This is a genomic window from Sphingobacterium sp. UBA7249, from assembly GCF_002472835.1.
GTDB lineage: Bacteria > Bacteroidota > Bacteroidia > Sphingobacteriales > Sphingobacteriaceae > Sphingobacterium > Sphingobacterium prati.
In genome coordinates, this window is the sequence record NZ_DKST01000030.1 from 98,411 (window position 1) to 115,818 (window position 17,408).

The 17,408-nt window shown below is 40.5% G+C and carries 17 protein-coding genes; 5 read left to right on the plus strand and 12 right to left on the minus strand.

Going from position 1 to position 17,408, the window contains the following annotated elements; genetic code table 11:
- The first annotated feature begins 111 nt into the window (after positions 1-111).
- Positions 112-1,593 (plus strand): PLP-dependent aminotransferase family protein, encoded by a 1,482-nt coding sequence (locus tag B4A24_RS21910; protein WP_293947089.1) that lies wholly within the window; start codon positions 112-114, stop codon positions 1,591-1,593.
- 82 nt (positions 1,594-1,675) lie between these two features.
- On the opposite strand, the gene B4A24_RS21915 is transcribed toward B4A24_RS21910, so the two are convergent.
- The 5 genes from B4A24_RS21915 to B4A24_RS21935 form a co-directional block, all read right to left on the minus strand.
- Entirely contained in the window at positions 1,676-2,161 is a 486-nt protein-coding gene (locus B4A24_RS21915; RefSeq protein ID WP_293947090.1) for a MepB family protein, read from the minus strand.
- A 96-nt stretch (positions 2,162-2,257) separates the two neighbouring features.
- Entirely contained in the window at positions 2,258-2,806 is a 549-nt protein-coding gene (locus B4A24_RS21920; RefSeq protein WP_293947091.1) for a dihydrofolate reductase family protein, read from the minus strand.
- Positions 2,807-3,244: 438 nt separating this feature from the next.
- Complete coding sequence (locus B4A24_RS21925) at positions 3,245-5,215, minus strand: transglutaminase domain-containing protein (protein ID WP_293947092.1); 1,971 nt, start codon at positions 5,213-5,215, stop codon at positions 3,245-3,247.
- Between the two features lie 115 nt (positions 5,216-5,330).
- Positions 5,331-6,590: an energy transducer TonB family protein gene (locus tag B4A24_RS21930; protein ID WP_293947093.1), complete on the minus strand. Its 1,260-nt coding sequence runs from the start codon at positions 6,588-6,590 to the stop codon at positions 5,331-5,333.
- Positions 6,577-7,155, minus strand: a complete 579-nt coding sequence (locus B4A24_RS21935) for an RNA polymerase sigma factor (RefSeq protein ID WP_293947094.1) — start codon at positions 7,153-7,155, stop codon at positions 6,577-6,579. The genes B4A24_RS21930 and B4A24_RS21935 overlap by 14 nt, the downstream gene beginning before the upstream one ends.
- A gap of 79 nt (positions 7,156-7,234) precedes the next feature.
- On the opposite strand from B4A24_RS21935, the gene B4A24_RS21940 reads away from it, so the two are divergent.
- Positions 7,235-9,100: a vWA domain-containing protein gene (locus B4A24_RS21940; RefSeq protein WP_293947095.1), complete on the plus strand. Its 1,866-nt coding sequence runs from the start codon at positions 7,235-7,237 to the stop codon at positions 9,098-9,100.
- A gap of 285 nt (positions 9,101-9,385) precedes the next feature.
- Positions 9,386-9,796: a hypothetical protein gene (locus B4A24_RS21945; protein ID WP_293947096.1), complete on the plus strand. Its 411-nt coding sequence runs from the start codon at positions 9,386-9,388 to the stop codon at positions 9,794-9,796.
- Positions 9,797-9,927: 131 nt separating this feature from the next.
- On the opposite strand, the gene pstB is transcribed toward B4A24_RS21945, so the two are convergent.
- The 5 genes from pstB to B4A24_RS21970 all read right to left on the minus strand — a co-directional run bounded on the left by pstB (position 9,928) and on the right by B4A24_RS21970 (position 13,915).
- Positions 9,928-10,674, minus strand: a complete 747-nt coding sequence (pstB, locus tag B4A24_RS21950) for a phosphate ABC transporter ATP-binding protein PstB (protein WP_172396660.1) — start codon at positions 10,672-10,674, stop codon at positions 9,928-9,930.
- Positions 10,664-11,521 carry a phosphate ABC transporter permease PstA gene (pstA, locus tag B4A24_RS21955; protein WP_172396661.1) on the minus strand — a complete coding sequence of 286 codons (858 nt, stop codon included), beginning with the start codon at positions 11,519-11,521 and terminating at the stop codon, positions 10,664-10,666. The genes pstB and pstA overlap by 11 nt, the downstream gene beginning before the upstream one ends.
- On the minus strand, positions 11,511-12,401 hold the full coding sequence (pstC, locus tag B4A24_RS21960) for a phosphate ABC transporter permease subunit PstC (RefSeq protein WP_293947097.1): 891 nt from the start codon (positions 12,399-12,401) through the stop codon (positions 11,511-11,513). The genes pstA and pstC overlap by 11 nt, the downstream gene beginning before the upstream one ends.
- A gap of 5 nt (positions 12,402-12,406) precedes the next feature.
- On the minus strand, positions 12,407-13,267 hold the full coding sequence (locus B4A24_RS21965; RefSeq protein WP_293947098.1) for a PstS family phosphate ABC transporter substrate-binding protein: 861 nt from the start codon (positions 13,265-13,267) through the stop codon (positions 12,407-12,409).
- A gap of 153 nt (positions 13,268-13,420) precedes the next feature.
- Positions 13,421-13,915 carry a hypothetical protein gene (locus B4A24_RS21970; RefSeq protein ID WP_293947099.1) on the minus strand — a complete coding sequence of 165 codons (495 nt, stop codon included), beginning with the start codon at positions 13,913-13,915 and terminating at the stop codon, positions 13,421-13,423.
- Positions 13,916-14,057: 142 nt separating this feature from the next.
- Here B4A24_RS21970 and B4A24_RS21975 point away from each other — a divergent pair, with 142 nt between their 5' ends.
- Positions 14,058-15,134: a fatty acid desaturase gene (locus tag B4A24_RS21975; protein WP_293947100.1), complete on the plus strand. Its 1,077-nt coding sequence runs from the start codon at positions 14,058-14,060 to the stop codon at positions 15,132-15,134.
- On the opposite strand, the gene B4A24_RS21980 is transcribed toward B4A24_RS21975, so the two are convergent.
- Positions 15,106-15,609, minus strand: a complete 504-nt coding sequence (locus B4A24_RS21980; protein WP_293947101.1) for a helix-turn-helix domain-containing protein — start codon at positions 15,607-15,609, stop codon at positions 15,106-15,108. The genes B4A24_RS21975 and B4A24_RS21980 overlap by 29 nt on opposite strands.
- A 459-nt stretch (positions 15,610-16,068) precedes the next feature.
- Positions 16,069-16,251: a hypothetical protein gene (locus B4A24_RS21985; protein WP_172396665.1), complete on the minus strand. Its 183-nt coding sequence runs from the start codon at positions 16,249-16,251 to the stop codon at positions 16,069-16,071.
- Between the two features lie 254 nt (positions 16,252-16,505).
- Here B4A24_RS21985 and B4A24_RS21990 point away from each other — a divergent pair, with 254 nt between their 5' ends.
- Complete coding sequence (locus B4A24_RS21990; RefSeq protein ID WP_293947102.1) at positions 16,506-17,393, plus strand: sugar phosphate isomerase/epimerase family protein; 888 nt, start codon at positions 16,506-16,508, stop codon at positions 17,391-17,393.
- Positions 17,394-17,408: the final 15 nt, after the last annotated feature.

Consider the following 17,408-nt stretch of genomic DNA (forward strand, 5'->3'; position numbering starts at 1 on the left):
GTTTGTCGTGTTGTTGTTAGCTGGATTTTGAATTTTTGTATGCGTATTTTTTCAAATGAATTGCAAAGATTATAGTTTAAATCTTAATTTTGGTAGTCCGAAATAAACATAATGAGTAGTCCGGTTAGTGTAAATTTTTATTCAATTATTAAGATTGATCGCCGTAAAGAAGATGCTGTTTATATACAGATCGTGTATCAATTTATCAATGCTGTTAAACGGAATTTGCTGGAAGATGGTGATCTTCTTCCGGGAAGCCGAAAGATCGCGACGGAATTGAAGGTGCACCGAAAAACGGTCGTCGCTGCCTTATCCGAGCTACAGGAACAAGGCTGGGTGGAGATCCGCCCAAACAGGGGGACTTTTGTCAAGAACCCCGATCGTGTTGCGAACGCAGCTTCAGCAATTGTAGCTTTTCGACAACCGCCGGATAGGGCCCCATACCATTTTAGACGGGAATTGATCCTGGACACGCCCGTGTTTGAGATTCCGGAAAAATATTATTTTACGGATGGTACTCCTGATTACCGTATCATTGAGACCGAAGAGCTGGTCCGTTTTTACGCCGCCATGGTGAAGCGCAAAAAGAAGAGCGATGAATTTCTGGCTACTGCTGATGGAAATCTTTTTTTTAGGGATCAATTGAGCTACTACCTCAACCTGACACGTGGATTTCACCTCTCCCGAAACTTTTTGCTGCCCATTGCCAGCCGGGAGCAGATATTTTCTATTTTATCGCGCTTATTGATTCAAAGAGGAGATGTGGTGCTGGTGGAAAATCTAAGTTATTTTTTACCGAATATGATCTTTAGCCAAGCCGGAGCCAGACTGAAAACAGTGCCGGTCGATGCTATGGGTATGAATATTGATTATATTGCAGATCAATTTAAACCTGGTGAGATCAGATGTGTATATATCAATACGAAATGCCAATATCCAACCACTGTAAGTCTTTCCGAAGAGAGAAAATTACGGCTGTTACAACTCGCTGAGCAGTACCATTTTATTGTGATCGAAGATGATGTCGATTTTGAGTGTTCATTGGTCAAGGATAAAAGTGAATCCCTTTTTCGGAAAAATGCCGGTCAGCACGTTATTTACATAGGTACTTTTGGTCGTTTTTTGGATACCGGATTTCAGATGAATTTTTTGATTGCTCCACAGGATCTCTTGGAAGAAGGGAAAAAATACCTGAATCTTTTTGGTAAACCCAATTTTATGATTGAAAAAACTTTGGGGGAAATTATCCATCAGGGTGATATCTTTCGCTATCAACGGAAGTTTCAAAAAATAGTTACCGAACGAAAGGACTTATTTGCGCAATTGCTGGATAGCCATTTTGGAGATAAGGTCGCTTTTACGGTTCCCGTTTCGGGATTGGCCTTTTGGATTCAATTTAATTCCAGTTTTTCACTGACTGCTTTGCAAGAAAAAGCAAGGGAAAAGGGGGTGTTGTTGCCTAGTAATTGCTTATACCAGAACCGAGCGGTTACTGCCTTACGTTTGGGTTTTGCCCATCTCGATGAGAAAGATATGAGCGACGCAATACATCTCCTACATAGCGCCTATCAGGAGCTGTTTGGAACGATGTAGTACGTGTCTCTGGGCTGTGGAGGGCGATGAAAGTAATCTACCAGTTGCTTGAACCTTGTCAAGATGTAACCGGAAATTACCTTCAGAGCTGTAGAATACTTGTCAATTTTTCTTTTACTCCCAGATAGGGAACTGTGCAATCAATAAAATATTGTGTCTGCCAGTTTTTGCTTTGCGTGGCCTGCTTGTTTTCTGTTATACTCCAGCTTGGATAAACGCGAAATCCACGTTTACCCTCCTTGCGGGCCGTGGTAAGGATTTGTTTGTCGATTAAGGTCTGTTTTGGAAAGATAAAGAAACCGAGATGTCGTTCGTCTTCTGCAGCAATAAAGTAATAATCCACCTTGTCATCAATTGAAAAAGGGATTGTTTGGCCTTGACTGTTGCGTTTCCAGAAGGTAACGAATTGTCCTGTCTTTTTAGGTGTGACCTTAGCCTTTCTAAACTTGATATTCCGGTCGCCAAGTTGAAAGGTGAAACCGAAATAACTTGCACATTCTTGATCTTTGGTTAAGTTTGTTACGCCTATAGATAGAATTTCTTCGAGTAGTTTTAGTTCTTTCATCATGTAGGAAGGGGGATGTTGTATTTCTTTTGTTAGAATTTAGGAGGTAGTGGCAAAGTATGGAGTTATACCTCCTGAACGACTGCACAGAGCTGTTTTTTACTCAATCCTGGCGCTATAGATCAACTGCACAACACCTGATTTGAACGTTCTGCTTTCGATGAGTTTTAAATTCAGCCTTCCGGAGAGGTTTTCGAAAAGCGGTTTTCCACTACCTAAAACAATCGGATGGACAGAGATCCGATAAATATCAACAAGATTTGCCTTAATAAATGTTTTGATGAGGCTTGCGCCTCCATAAAGCCAGATGTCTTTTCCATCCTGTTGCTTTATCGCTGAAACTCGTTTCTGGATATCGTCGCTGATAAAGATGGCTTGCGGATCCTGTCTAAGCTGATGGGAAAAAACATATTTTTTCTTGCTGTGCACATTTTTCCAAAGATTTGCTTCGGCATTTCCTGCCTCACTGTCTGGCTGGAAATTCCCCCATGCATCATAACTTACCCGTCCATAAAATATGCTGTCGATACCCGATAGAAAACCGTCGAAGTCCATATCATCATCCATGATACACCAATCGATTTCGCCATTAGGGCCTTCAATAAATCCATCTAGCGTCATGGCTAGATCTAATATAATTTTTCTCATATAGCTACTGTTTGAACATGTGTTTTTAGATATAACCTATCATATCCTGTGTTTCGGATCTGGGGCAGCTTGTTGAATTACGGTTGCTTATGTGTTAATAGGAATGAGTTAAATATAGCTAATTTATAAAAAGTAGGCAAACTTTGATTGTGTTTGACCAGGCTCAGAATTAAGAAAAAGAAAAAGCCCAGAGAGGAATCAACCGGGCTTAGAGATTATATAAGGGGAATAATACTTGCTTAAAAAAGTGAAGACCTAGTCTTCATCGGTGATAATATCATCACCATCTAACTCGAAACCTTCACCAAGAAAGGTATACTCTAGTTCGAACAATTCTGAATCTTTAATCATTTTATTTCTTCTTTTTTGATATTCAAATTTATCATCTTTATTTAAGCTTATCGTCAATATAACATGAAGTTTTTGTTAAGCTGTCGGTCAGATTTTCTTTAGTGCAATATCCAGTTTCTGGGCTTGGATGATCCGGCTAAAAAACTCTTTTAGATCAAAATATTCTTCGGGTAGGAACAACGGTTTGTTAAATTGTGTTGCGGACTCAATAAGCAAGACATTTGGATCTAAGTTACTGACCTTAAAAATATAGCGGGCTGCACGTTCAGGTAAGGCCATACTGACATTTTTTAATTTTGTCTCTGGGGCGTATGTATATCCTTTTGGTAGTTTGATTTCCATATAGCTTTCCTCTTGAATCAAGGAACCAAAATCAATCGGGTAATTCCGTTCGGTCAAATTAAAAGGATTTTTGGTTGTTTTGCTATCAATGTAAGGGTTAAACGCGAGTTGGTCATTTTGTAAGCTAGCAAAATTTTCAATTTCGATTTCAAATTCTTCGGCTAGGGGTTTGTCTAATGAATCCCGATTGGATACCTTAAAGCTGTTGATTTTGAATCGATTATTTTCCTCATCCCATTTTTCGTAAAATTCCTCTTCCGAATTGCTACCCTGTAGACGTTCACGCATTCTCGAGGCCAGATAGCCATTCCTAGAAGTAACCCATTTTCCTTTTAAAGTGCCATTTTCCATTAACTCACCAAAGAAGAAATTACTTTGGGACGATGGAAGTTTTGATTCTAGTTTCACCCAATCCGACTCTCCGGTCAACGGAATCGAACGGCCTTGATAATTGACGCATTTTAGGGGGATGTTGCCAAAGGGTTCATAGGGTGAGGTGGCGTCCAATAGATAGTATTCCTCACCGAGTTTTACCTGGGCGACAACGTGGTTGAATTCTGATATTGCTGGGGCATACAATCCGGCGTAACCATTGTCACGCGTTGACAAGATCACGGGGATAGCCTCTAATTGCGCATAACGTAGCGCATTGACCAATCCGAGATTGATGTCTGCACTGTTGCCAGTTCGTTTTTCAAGCGCATCCTTAATATTTTTTGCATAGATAGAATGTTTATTGTTCCATTTGATGCGTTTCTGGAAATAGGCATAAAGACGGGAAGCTTTAGTTATATCGTTGTTCGCTCCTTGCAATACGGGCTCGATAAATTCCTTTAGGGCTCCTTTTCTTTTTACCTGACCGCCAAAACTTTCATCGGCGATCAATTTTTCGTGTACATTTTCCCAAGTTAGGGAAAAGTCTTTTGTGGGCCCCATGGGGATACTATACCGTCCAAGCTCAAAAAATATAATTGATCGAAAATTTTTGGAAGATGTCATGTAGTCTTCGCTGTGGAAGGCTGGAATATTCTCCATGGTATAGGTCGTTTTGTCACCCAGAATTTCACCGACTTCGCTATGTAGCCCGGTGTTATAATTTTCAGTTTTGCGGTCCTTGATCGGGATACCGCCTTTTAAATTGGTTTTATAATGACAGATTTCTGGGATACGTGTGACATATTCACTATATAGTTTGGGAAGTTCCTCCTGAAATTCCCAGGAGTTGAGGTTGAAAATAAAGGGAGATTCTGTTTTATAGCGGTATTCAATAATTGTTCCTTCCTGCACCTGTGGGATCGCAGCCTTAGTCAAGGAGATGTTTTCCGAAGAGTTTTCGTTAAAGACATTTGCTTTTGTCATTTCGGTTTCGATCACTTTATCTCCCTGTAGGTGGTAAGAAGCAGCTTTGATATCGGTGACAACTTCACGATCATTTCCGCTTTTGTAAAGTGGAATTGTAAAATTTGCATAGTTGTAGCCTTCCTTGTTCAATATTTTAATCCGGACGTGCTTGACAAACTCGACAATGAGGCCAGTATGCGAGGTGTAGTTGACTTGTGCGGAGCCATATTCGCGAATGACAAATGCATTGGCGGCAGTATCCAACTTACTGATATCAATGGCGAAATCTTCTTTTTTTATTTTACCAAATGAAAAATCTTGGGCATGCGCCCAAAAACTGCCGAAAATAAGCAGACTGGTGAAAAAGCCTTTCATAAAAAGTCACTATATGGTTAAGAATTTATAATGCTAATTTATGAAATAATCTTAAATTTTATAAGTTTAAAAAAATAAGATTAAGCTGTTGCTGTATCGGATTTACTTGTATATTTTAATAGGTAAAGTCGAAGGTCAGTGTTACATATCTGTTGTCCTCACCTTTCCATTTTGGTCCCGAAAGTAAAATCTCTTTGGCCCGGTTGTCCAAATAGTCATTCGCACGCTGTAAAATATTGATATTGGATGGAAATCCATCTTTATCAATATAGAAATTTAAACGTACGGTACCTTCATATCGACTGTTGGCTGTTTTTTTCTTGACGTAATTGTTAAATGATTTCCAACCCCAAATAGGTTCTGCGCTCTTTATTTTTCGGGAGGACATGGTTGTAACTACCACTTCCTCAAGTGTGGCATTGGATGGTTGTAATTTTACATTCAAGTTTTTGTTGCGGCGCATATTTAATGCAACGGTATTATAGCCCACAGCCATAATATCAACCAGTGAGTCCACTGTACTTGGCTGAATGGTTGCCTTCCCTTGTACATCGGTATTTGTGGTCAGCTTACTATTGGGTTGCATAATGGTGACACCCGATATGGGCAGACCTGTTTCTTTATCCCGTACGGTTACCTGCAAGGGAGTTCCGCTCATCTGTGGTGTTAGATTGATTCCAGCTACACGGCCGGCAATGGTATTGAGCTGGTCGCCTCTGATAATAACATTACTTCCTGTAATACTCTGTTTTGCTTTTGGAGCGTAACCATATACAACTGCACTGTCCATCAATTTTGAGTCGCCAAAGGACCTTTCCGATTGAATACCCCTCTTCATTTCAACTGGGGCTAGTCGCAGAGATGGATTCTTTAGGGATGGGGTCGTCTCCTCCTGTAAACGATTGTGCACAACTGTTGGTTTACTGTTATCTGCCAAGTGAGGGCTGTCTTGCTCTTTGATATTGGGTTGAATGTCAGCCGAAGCTACAGTATCATTTTGAGGCACCGATTTTGATGAGGGGATATCAGTTGGCAGCGCAACATCTGCAGTTCGGTTTGCCTCAGCGGTATTTTTCTCTTGTTGGAAATATAGGATGCCAGCACCTAAAACAGCAACTACGGTTGCAGCGATGATCAATCGTTTCCAGTCAAAGACTTTTATTTTTGCTTCTTTTTTTTCTTCGACACGTTGTGCAATACGGACATTGAGTTCGGAAGGAACAGTGTCGTTCTGATCCATTTCTATACCCATAAGAATATCTGCCAACATAGGATCACGTTGGGCCTCACGCTCAATGGCGTACATCTCTTTAGGTGAGAGCTGACCGCTGAGGTATTTTTTTAAATATGCTATGTCGTAATTACTGTCGCTCATTCCAAGCCTCCATGCAATTTTTTAAATTCCGTTTCCCATTTTGGATATAACTCTTTACTTCATTTAAGCTATATCCTGTCGAGTCGCTGATCTCTTTGTAACATTTTTCTTCCAGAAAAAAGAGTCTGACAGACTGTTGCTGCTTATCGGGTAACTTTTCCAGACAGCCTTCCATGGCTGTCAATTGTTCTTCTTTTTCATCGTGATGTTCATACTGATGCACATCTTCGGGATATTTCACAAATTCATCCAAAGAAATTTGTGATTTGTTCTTTTGTGATCGTAAGTACATCAAGCAATGGTTTTTGCTCAACACATAGAGCCACCTCGGAAAGTCTTTGATTTCTTGCTTATTAACTTTGTAGATGAGCTCTTCAAATATATTCATTACAGCATCTTTGCTCAGTTCTGGATCCTGAAGATAGCGTAAGCAGACATAATATACCATTTCGGTATGTCGTTGATAGAGGTCCCCCAATACCTTGAGATCTGTTGTCTCCTGATATTGTTGCAAGAGTTCATGGTCTTGCGTTGAATCCTTTTTTGACGACTTGAATGCGAGCATTTTATTTGTTAAAAATATTTTTTTTTTCTGGTTTATGGAAATTTAATATTTGCCGCATCCCTTGACAAAATTTGAGGATATGAGAACAATACTTTTTTTAATGAGCATGCTGCTATCGATTGGTGGTTATGCTGGCCACAAATATGAGCTGAAAGGGAAAGTGACTGATGCAACGACCAAATTGGCGTTAAGTGGCGTGGTAGTAACGAATCTGCAAACGAACGAACGCAAATCCGCCGATCGTGAAGGGAATTATCAAATCCAAGTGGATGCGGAAAATACGACTTTGGAGTTTAGCTATCTCGGCTATATGACACAGCGTATCCAGGCAAAGGGGAAAACGAAGGTCAATGTAGCTATGGTACAGGATAACCGTACACTGGAAGAAGTGGTCGTTATGGGGTACGCTCCCAAAGCCAAGACGAGCGTTGTCGGTTCGGCGCAGGTGGTCGCAGCATTGTCTGGACAGGCTACGAATTTAAACGTAAGGAGAATGGTGTATGTACCAAATCAAAATCAGGAATCCTATCAAAAAATCAAAGAAAATAAGTTTATCAATCCACTAAAGGAACCCTTGTCAACATTTGCTGTGGATGTGGATGCCGCTTCATACAGCAATGTCCGTCGGATTATCAATGCGGGCAGTTTGCCCGATAAAGATGCCGTACGTGTTGAGGAGATGATCAACTATTTTCAGTATCAGGTTGAAGGACCAAAGCATGGCGAACCGGTAAATATCGTGACGGAACTGACCAAGGCGCCCTGGAACAATGAGCATCAGTTGATGCGTGTGACGTTAAAAGCCAAAGATATCCCAACGGACAAACTCAAAGCCTCTAATTTAGTCTTTTTGATTGATGTATCGGGATCCATGATGGGCCCCGGACGATTACCTTTGGTAAAATCTTCCTTGAAGATGTTGGTAGATCAGTTGCGCGATAAAGACCGTGTTGCTATTGTCACCTATGCGGGTTCGGCGGATGTGAAATTGGAAAGTACAAGCGGTAGTCAAAAAATGAAAATCAAAACGGCCATAGATGAGCTCGAGGCTGGAGGAAGTACAGCGGGTGCTGCAGGAATCAAAAAAGCCTATGAAATTGCCCGTCAAAATTTGATCAAGGGTGGGAACAATCGAATTATTCTGGCTAGTGACGGCGATTTCAACGTAGGGGAGAGTAGCGACGAATCCATGGAGGAGTTGATTGGTAAAGAAAGCAAATCGGGAGTTTTTCTGACCGTGCTCGGTTATGGTATGGGAAATTTGAAAAATAGTAAGATGGAGACCTTGGCCGATAAAGGACATGGTAACTATGCTTATATTGATAATATTTCAGAAGCTAGAAAAGCCATGGTCACCGAATTTGGTGGCACCTTATTTACCGTGGCCAAAGATGTCAAGATTCAGGTAGAGTTTAATCCGAATTATGTTCAGGCCTATCGCCTAGTCGGTTATGAAAACCGCCTGCTTGAAGCGGAAGATTTCAACAACGATCAAAAGATGGGCGGCGATATGGGGGTGGGTCATGTCGTTACGGCGCTATATGAGATCGTTCCTGTAGGTGTTAACTCGACAATGGTCGGAACAGTTGATCCGTTGAAATACCAGAGAAATTCGACGAAATACATCGAGGTCCGGGGGAATGGAGAATTGGCGACAGTGAAATTCCGTTACAAAGACCCTGATGGCGAAAAAAGTAAATTGCAACAACAGGTTGTACAGGCTAAGGTTGCTGATTTGAATAAGGTCAGTGAAGATTTACGCTTTGCGACGGCGGTGGCTGAACTAGGTTTATTACTTCGGGACTCGGATTTTAAACAACAGGCTAATTTTGACAGTTTGATCGCACGCGCTAAAGCAGCCAAGGGGGTGGATAATGAAGGCTATCGCGCTGAATTTATCCGGATGGCAGAAAATGCGCGGGATTTATTGAAAACTAGACTGTAGCTGATTTTTTTATTTAGTGCGGTAGAATAAATTGGTGAAGTAAAATAGAGGGAAAAAGGGTTGGGAAGTTGATTGACAGATCTGGCCCGGCCTTTTTTCGATTTAATAGGTAGCAGAGGGAGATCGTTGTCGATTTGCAACAGCATGCGATTTGATAGTAGACTTTTATAAAAAAGACAAATGAAAATCCTAAATAAATAGATATTTTTAGGGGCAAATTATTACTTGTGTATTTGACTGAATGCGGCACAGGTTATAAGGGGTAGACAAATAACACAATTTCGAATGAAAAATTTCCTTTTATGTTGCTTCCTTTTAATAGGAATAGGGACACAGTCACAGGGTCAACATACTACGCTAAATAAACAGCAGACGATAGCTTATATTAACAAGCTGTATAAGATAGCTTATCGTTACAAAGAAACCAAGATAGACACGGTTACTGTCGATGGGAAGGTCTTGACTGTATTTCTCTCGACAGGACAACATTATCGGAGTGATATTTCTAAATCGGAGCCTCTTGTTATCGCAAGAGTAAAGGCAGGCTATCAAATCCGCTATAAATCGGCTGCGATTACTGAGGAGATTTTGTGGGCTATTCAAACCGAAGATGACGCCAAACGTTTGCAAAAAGCTTTGCAGCATCTGATCGGGATACTGAAAACGGAAAAGAAGACGGATCCCTTTGGAAGCTGACGTTAGTGTATTGTCCTTTTGTTAAACTGGTTTTTTCCTCTAGCATGTTCGGCAAGACAGGAACTCGCCGAACATAGGAGAAAGCAGTGGTACATACACACAGAATGTGTGTTTAGAATTTGCTGAAGGGGTTAACCAAAATGCCCACTGATATAATTACGAGTGGTCTCGTGTTGTGGATTGTTAAAAATCTGATGCGTATCTCCTTGTTCAATAATCTCTCCGAGATACATGAAGACTGTTTTGTCAGCGACACGCTGTGCCTGCTGCATATTATGCGTGACGATGACAATCGTATATTTTTTTTTCAAATGGTGAATCAGTTCCTCAATCTTCAGGGTACTCACCGGATCCAATGCTGAACAAGGTTCATCCATCAAAATAACTTCAGGACGCAACGCGACGGCACGGGCGATACAGAGTCGTTGTTGTTGTCCACCAGAAAGCCTGGTAGCGGGCTTTTTTAGATCATCTTTTACTTCCTCCCAGATATAGGCTTCTTCCAATGCTTTTTGTACTGTTGCCTTGTCGGCAACCAAATTATTGATCTTGAGGCCATAGGTAATGTTTTCGTAAATACTTTTGGGGAATGGGTTAGCTTTTTGGAATACCATACCCACACGTTTACGCAGATCGGTTACCTCTACATCTTTTTGATAGATCTCCCGACCGTCTAATTTGATATGTCCCTCGATCCTGGCTTCTGGATAAAGATCATGCATCCGGTTAAGGCTTCGCAAAAGGGTACTCTTGCCGCAACCGGATGGGCCGATCAAAGCTGTAACTTTATTTTCTTCAAATTCGATATTGATATTCTTCAACACCTGTTTGCTCCCAAACCATAGGTTGAGATGTTCAGCGACCAATTTACTTTTCATTATTTCTAAACTTATACCGAATATAGAAAGCTGTTAAATTCATGAGGAAGACCACAATGATAAGCACTAATGCTGTGCCATATGCGATAGGTCTGACCTCTTCGATAGACTGGTGTTGCGTTGACAACATATATAGGTGATAGGGCAGTGCCATAAACTCCTGATTGAGGTTTCCAGAGGAATTGGTGATATAGAAAGCGGCTCCCGTAAAGAGTATGGGAGCTGTCTCGCCAGCAGCTCTGGAAAGTGTCAGAACAATACCTGTTAATATACCGGGCAAGGAGGCGGGAAGTACCACGTCTTTGATAGATTCAAATTTAGTAGCGCCTACGGCCAATGCGGCCTCCCGCATGCTGCGGGGAATACGGAGCAAGGCCTCCTCGGTGGTTGTAATAATATATGGGAGAGATAGGAGACCTAAAGTGAGTCCGGCAGACAAAATCGAAGTTCCGAAATTCAGCGCCTGAACGAATAGTGCCAGACCAAACAGACCATAAATAATTGATGGGACACCGGATAAATTACGGATCGAAGCGCGGATTGTGCGGGTCAGCCAGGTATTTTCTGCATATTCGTTGAGGTAAATGGCACAACAGATTCCGAACGGAATGGAGAATATTGCTGTTATTAATGTCAAAAATACCGTACCAATAATTGGGGTCAGAATCCCGCCCTGCGTCATACCATCGGTAGGCATTTGAGAAACAAATTCCCAGGACAGCACTTGGTAGCCTTTGGTAAATATATCATATAAGATCACGCACAGAAAGAAGCATACCAGTCCGGTGGTGAGGAGAAGTGTGCCCCATTCGACGATCGGCGCCAGTTTTTTGAATTTATGCTGCATGGTATTTTCTAAAGCGGTTGATAAAATATTCACCGATCAGGTTAGCCACCAAGGTCATAAAAAATAACACAATAGCGATGGCAAACAAGGCATAATAATGTGTTGTCTGATAAGGTACTTCACCCATTTCGATGGCGATGGTTGCCGTGATGGTTTTGACCGAGTCAAAAAATCCCTTTGGAAAGATCGCGGCATTACCGGTTGCCATCAGTACGGTCATGGTTTCACCGATGGCTCTTCCCAGCCCTAGCATGACTGCTGCAATAATTCCGGGTGCTGCTGCCGGGATCGTAATCTTGCGCAATGTCTGCCAACGGGATGCGCCGAGGCCATAGCTTGCTTCACGGTAAGTCTGTGGTACGGCATGGATAGCATCTTCGGAAATCGTGATGATGGTTGGAAGAGCCATTATTGCCAGTAAAATTGCCCCATTTAATGCATTTAGTCCATTTGGTAAATTGTTTAGATCTGCTATTCCAGGACCAACGAGCACAATCCCTAAAAAACCTATTACCACCGAAGGAATCGCGGCAAGCATTTCTATGGCTGGTTTTAGAATAGTTTTGAGCTTGGGGCTAGCATATTCAGAAATAAAAGCTGCGGTACCCACGCCGAGCGGTATGGCGATCAACATAGCACCCAAGGAGACAATGGAAGTACTTACAATTAAAGGCAGAATTCCATAGGCCGGATCTGTAGCTGTAGGATTCCACTGGCTTCCAGTGATAAAATCGAGCGGCGAAACTTCCAAAAAGAACGCAATTGCATTATAAAGTAACATAAAGAAAATACCGCCGAGAAGTGCAAGCACCAAATACCCGGTTGACTTGAATATGATTTTGGCAATCTTATCGATGGCTATCCGTTTTTTGTACTGCATGCTATTTAATGAATAAGGTAATAACCTGAGTTTTCGATGATCTTTGTTCCTTCCCCCTTTGTTTCAAAATGGATAAATGACAGGACCTTGTCCCATGATTTTTCTGGAATAAATTGATAAAGAGGGCGTTGAAAAAAGTATATCCTATTTTTAATGGCAGTAGGGTCTAAAGGCGATATGGCATTGGAATCTCCCTCATTTTTGATCTTCAATACCTTGATACCTTTATTATCTTGAATTTTTTTGGAAATATAACCGGCACCGACATAACCGATACCAGACTTGTCAATTTTGATAGCTTCCAGAATTTGTGCATTCCCTGTCATTTCCTTGGCCTTTTGACTGTAGACGATTTTTAATTTTTTACGAATAAAAGAATAGGTGCCCGAACTGCTTTGTCTGCCGTAGATCGTGATCGGGATATCCTGGCCTGAAATTGATTTCCAGTTTTCAACCTGACCGCTCATAATTTTTGAAAGTGTTTTCACATCTATCTCCGAAATCGGATTGTCACTATGAGTAACGAAAGCGGTGGCATCTTCGGCAAAAACAACGGTTTTCAGGCGTATATTTTTCTTTTTAAAGAGAGCCTTTTCTTCTTCGGTCAGGGGCCTTGATGAGTTGGCAATATCTGCCTGTCCATTTAAAAGTGAGGTAATACCCAAACCCGACCCACCGCCTGAAATCGCCATACTGAATGTTGGATCAGTGCCGTTATATGCTTCGGCGAGATTAACAGCCAGATTGACTTCGGTATCCGAACCTTTCATTTTGATGGTATGTTCGGTATCTCCGCAGGAGCATAACAATGTGCCGAAACTAACAAGGATTGTAAAAATAAGACGATTGAAAACCATATCATTCATTCTTACTAAGTTAAACAGAAGAAGAGTGATTTTGTGTTAAGTTGATGTTATCTTATTGTGAATTAATATTTTGTAAATATAACTTCATGCGACAAAAGCTGTTGCAAACTTGATTAGTCAGCTCGAGAAATAGCTACATATTTTCGGTATAGATTAAAATAAGAATATTGCAAAGGCGGGAATTATTGCAAGCATGGAATACATGATGACCGTTCGTTTTTGGAGATAAAGACTAATGGATAGTAAAAGTTCATTGTTTTCCACACTTTCTATCGTTCCGCCATTTCCCATTGCAGAGGGGGTTATTTCAGCAATTTGGCCTTGTTCGTTTGCAATTTTCCAGGCCGACATCCACATATTTCGCGGGCTCCATTTGTATTTCTTGTCAATGAAGCTAATAGTTGCTCCGCCTGTCCAGTTATTGTATTCAATATCACCTATTAATTCGCCGTATTTATTCCGTATTTCGGTATAAGGGGTAAATAAGCCTTTGTTTTTAAAACTATATTGGTCCGAATGGATAAAGACGTTGGCATCCAATGTCCAATCGTTGGATTCCAGTGTTCCAATCATGGTGTCATTGTTATATAATTTTGATTTATTTCCCAATAGGTTGCTTTTCCAGCTGTAAATCGATTGCTTTTCCATAATTGCTTAGTTTAATATGTTTATTTTTCGAATTAGTATAGGGACGGAATCTTATGTTACAGATTTATTGAAAAAAAAGTAGATACCTTGTGTTCATTATTTTGATAACAGGAAGGTTAGCAGGTGTATCTAATAAAAAAATATGTACTTTTGCCTCCAAAATCACATTATATTGACACATCAGGAAAAGTCGGGCCGGATCAGAAAGGAGATCAATCTATCTTACCAACAGCTCAAGAGGGCGCACCCTATATTAAAACGGCAGAATAGCATTGGGTTTGTTATCTTTTTAATCGCTGTGATCGCTATTATTGCAGTTTCTATAGGCTGGTATAGGGCAATTGTGCCGACCTGGCTTATGATCGTTGCAAATGCTTTTTTTATGGGGCTGCTACATGAGATCGAACATGATCTTATTCATTGGCTCTATTTTAAGAAGCAGAAAACCATACACCATGCTATGCTTTTTATTGTTTGGATTTTACGTCCATTGACTGTCAACCCCTGGATTCGACGCACTTTACACCATCATCATCACAAGTTTTCGGGAACTTTGCATGATGTTGAGGAACGCAGTGTAACTAATGGTGAGCGTTGGACAATCAAGCGTCTGTTGACAACTCCTGATGTTGTTTTAGGCGGACTGCTACGCTTGTACCGCATGTTTGGTGATATGGATCGGGAGGTCAAGAATGGAAATCTTAAACTGGAAACATCATCAAAATTAAAAAGGATCATGTTTTTGAGTATCGTGCCCGTAACGATTTTTGCACATGTGGTGTTATATTTCTTTTTTGTAGATGGGTTATTGGATTGGTTAAACGGGTACGCTATAACCAATTTGAGTTTTCCACACTATGTTGATAACATGTTGATAAGTCTAAATTTGATTATTTATACGATTCTACTTCCAAATTTGTTACGTCAATTTTGTTTACATTTTATTACATCCAATATGCATTATTTCGGTGATGTGGAGGAGGGTAACGTGATTGAACAAACACAGGTGCTCAATATCTGGTGGACTTACCCCATGCAATTATTCTGTTTCTTTTTCGGATGGACACATAGTATTCATCATTTTGTTGTGAATGAAACCTTTTATGTACGGCATATCGGTCGCAAGAAAGCACAGGAAGTATTACGGAAATATGGTGTGCGGTTTAATGATCTAGGGACTTTTAAAAGAGCTAACCGTTTCCGGGAATTTTCGAAGTAGCGTCCGCTTTCTTCCGATATACCTTATAGTTGCCTTGTTGCTCATATTCAAGCGCGCCTTCTTCACAATAAGCAGAAAGATAGACCGAGAATTTGTTGCTTTGACTTTTATCAATGTTTAATTCCTTTAATACATCGGAAACCCGTTTTGGACTGTTAAAGAAGTCGGAATAATAAACAAGGTCGTCCAGCTTTTTATTTATTGAAATTCTTTCTTGCACATCAGGCGGAAGTGAATAGGGGGGAATGAGTTCTATATCGCTTTGGAAAAAGGTCTTAGGTTGGATTTCGAGACTCCGGCATAGGATCAAAAAATTGGTGAGCGTTAAATCTTTTCCCCGCTCTATTCCATTAAGTGTACCGGTAGAAATACCTGTTAAATTAGATACATCTTTTAAAGAATAGTATAGTTCATTACGCCGTGCGCGGAAGCGCAGACCAATGGATTCAAGTTTTTCTCTGTCCTTATCCGTCATATGACGAATTGAATGATAGTTTATGCAAAATAATGTTTATTATTTTGTTTAAATATTTGCTTTATTTATATTTGTTTTATGAAACCATCTGATAGGAAGATAGTTTTTTTTGACGAATTTCAAGGCTACATACACCTATGAATTAACAATAAGCCGGACGAATAACCAATCCCTATGTCTCTGTCCCAGTAGTAAATTCTTGGACAGCAATTGAAAAACATGTAAACAGAAACAAGCCACCTTGCCCAGCTTCGGTTTTCAGAGAATCCGTCAAGCTTAACCGAAGCTGTGGTAAGTTGGATAACCCGAAAGCTGTATCAAAAAGATTTAGATAGAGGCTAGTTTGGTGAGCGTACATGTTGTCGTGGAATTATTTTTTCAGTTTTATCAGCTGTTAGCCTGATAAAACTGAAATATTTTGCTATATGCTTATAAAGCCCATGAAATAAACTTCGGTGTTTAATGATCACTCATAAAATAATAGATCAAATAAATTACAATCAGCACACAAACGGCGATAATGATCGTTCGTTTAATATTGCGACCAGCAGGTGCATCGTCTCTTTCTTTAACGGCTACATCAGGTAATTTTCCATCCTGCTTTTCATGGCTATTCTCCGGGGTGTTGAATTGATTTTCCATCTTTTAAATTGTTGTCCTTGTCAAGAGAACAAGTTTCGTCGGTAAATCGTTTACATGTTCGATTATCGCCTTCTAACAGGCCCCCAAAAACATTAAAATATCCGCATGTGAATAAATAAAAGTCCAAAGCATTGTGTTTTTTAGAGTATTTGCATACATTGCAGCTGCACTTAACACGGATAAACCTAAACAACCCGTAAACTGATGTTTGCAATAGCTTTCGTGTTGTTTAGGTCTATGAATAAATAAAACACATGAAAAGAAGAACACTTATCGGATCATTCATGGCAGGCTGTATGCTATTGGCCATCAATCCGACTTTTGCACAGCAAAAAGCCGCAAAAAAAGAAATCGGCCTACAGTTATACTCTGTACGTGAAGAAATCAGTAAAAACCCGAATTTCGATCAAATTTTACAAAAGATTGCTGCTCTTGGCTATACTGGAGTGGAAGCCGCTGGTTATAAAGAAGGAAAATTGTATAACCTCAGTCCGCAGGAATTTAAAGCGAAAGTGGAAAAAGCGGGAATGAAAGTATTGTCTTCGCACGCAACAAAAACTTTGTCCGCTGAAGAACTCGCCTCAGGAAATTTCTCTGAGTCCTTAAAGTGGTGGGACGAATGTATTGCGACCCACAAGGCTGCCGGTATGAAATATATTGTAACACCTTGGATGGAGGTACCTAAGACTCTCAAAGATCTAGAAACACAGTGCCGCTATTTGGATGCGGTAGGTGCAAAATGCCGTGAACAGGGACTATTGTACGGTTACCACAACCACTCGCACGAATTTAAAAAAGTGGAAGATAAGGTCATGTATGACTATATGTTGGAGCACACTAATCCTGAAAACGTATTTTTCGAAATGGATGTTTACTGGGCAGTAATCGGAGATGTAAGTCCTGTGGATTATTTCAACAAATACGCGGGTAGATTTAAAGCATTGCATATCAAAGATCACCGTGAAATCGGTCAAAGTGGAATGGTAGGATTTGACGCGATTTTTAACAATGCCAAAACAGCTGGCCTTAATTATCTATTCGTCGAACTGGAAGAAACACACAATGATATTTACACGGGGCTTGAGCAAAGTATTGATTACTTAAAAAAGGCATCTTTTGTAAAAAACAGCTATTCAAAATAGTCGTAAATCGGGAGA

Coding starts and splice junctions, on each gene's coding strand:
- B4A24_RS21910 (WP_293947089.1), top strand. CDS start 112: ATGAGTAGTCCGGTTAGTGTAAATTTTTATTCAATTATTAAGATTGAT.
- B4A24_RS21915 (WP_293947090.1), bottom strand. CDS start 2,161: ATGATGAAAGAACTAAAACTACTCGAAGAAATTCTATCTATAGGCGTA.
- B4A24_RS21920 (WP_293947091.1), bottom strand. CDS start 2,806: ATGAGAAAAATTATATTAGATCTAGCCATGACGCTAGATGGATTTATT.
- B4A24_RS21925 (WP_293947092.1), bottom strand. CDS start 5,215: ATGAAAGGCTTTTTCACCAGTCTGCTTATTTTCGGCAGTTTTTGGGCG.
- B4A24_RS21930 (WP_293947093.1), bottom strand. CDS start 6,590: ATGAGCGACAGTAATTACGACATAGCATATTTAAAAAAATACCTCAGC.
- B4A24_RS21935 (WP_293947094.1), bottom strand. CDS start 7,155: ATGCTCGCATTCAAGTCGTCAAAAAAGGATTCAACGCAAGACCATGAA.
- B4A24_RS21940 (WP_293947095.1), top strand. CDS start 7,235: ATGAGAACAATACTTTTTTTAATGAGCATGCTGCTATCGATTGGTGGT.
- B4A24_RS21945 (WP_293947096.1), top strand. CDS start 9,386: ATGAAAAATTTCCTTTTATGTTGCTTCCTTTTAATAGGAATAGGGACA.
- pstB (WP_172396660.1), bottom strand. CDS start 10,674: ATGAAAAGTAAATTGGTCGCTGAACATCTCAACCTATGGTTTGGGAGC.
- pstA (WP_172396661.1), bottom strand. CDS start 11,521: ATGCAGCATAAATTCAAAAAACTGGCGCCGATCGTCGAATGGGGCACA.
- pstC (WP_293947097.1), bottom strand. CDS start 12,401: ATGCAGTACAAAAAACGGATAGCCATCGATAAGATTGCCAAAATCATA.
- B4A24_RS21965 (WP_293947098.1), bottom strand. CDS start 13,267: ATGAATGATATGGTTTTCAATCGTCTTATTTTTACAATCCTTGTTAGT.
- B4A24_RS21970 (WP_293947099.1), bottom strand. CDS start 13,915: ATGGAAAAGCAATCGATTTACAGCTGGAAAAGCAACCTATTGGGAAAT.
- B4A24_RS21975 (WP_293947100.1), top strand. CDS start 14,058: ATGTACTTTTGCCTCCAAAATCACATTATATTGACACATCAGGAAAAG.
- B4A24_RS21980 (WP_293947101.1), bottom strand. CDS start 15,609: ATGACGGATAAGGACAGAGAAAAACTTGAATCCATTGGTCTGCGCTTC.
- B4A24_RS21985 (WP_172396665.1), bottom strand. CDS start 16,251: ATGGAAAATCAATTCAACACCCCGGAGAATAGCCATGAAAAGCAGGAT.
- B4A24_RS21990 (WP_293947102.1), top strand. CDS start 16,506: ATGAAAAGAAGAACACTTATCGGATCATTCATGGCAGGCTGTATGCTA.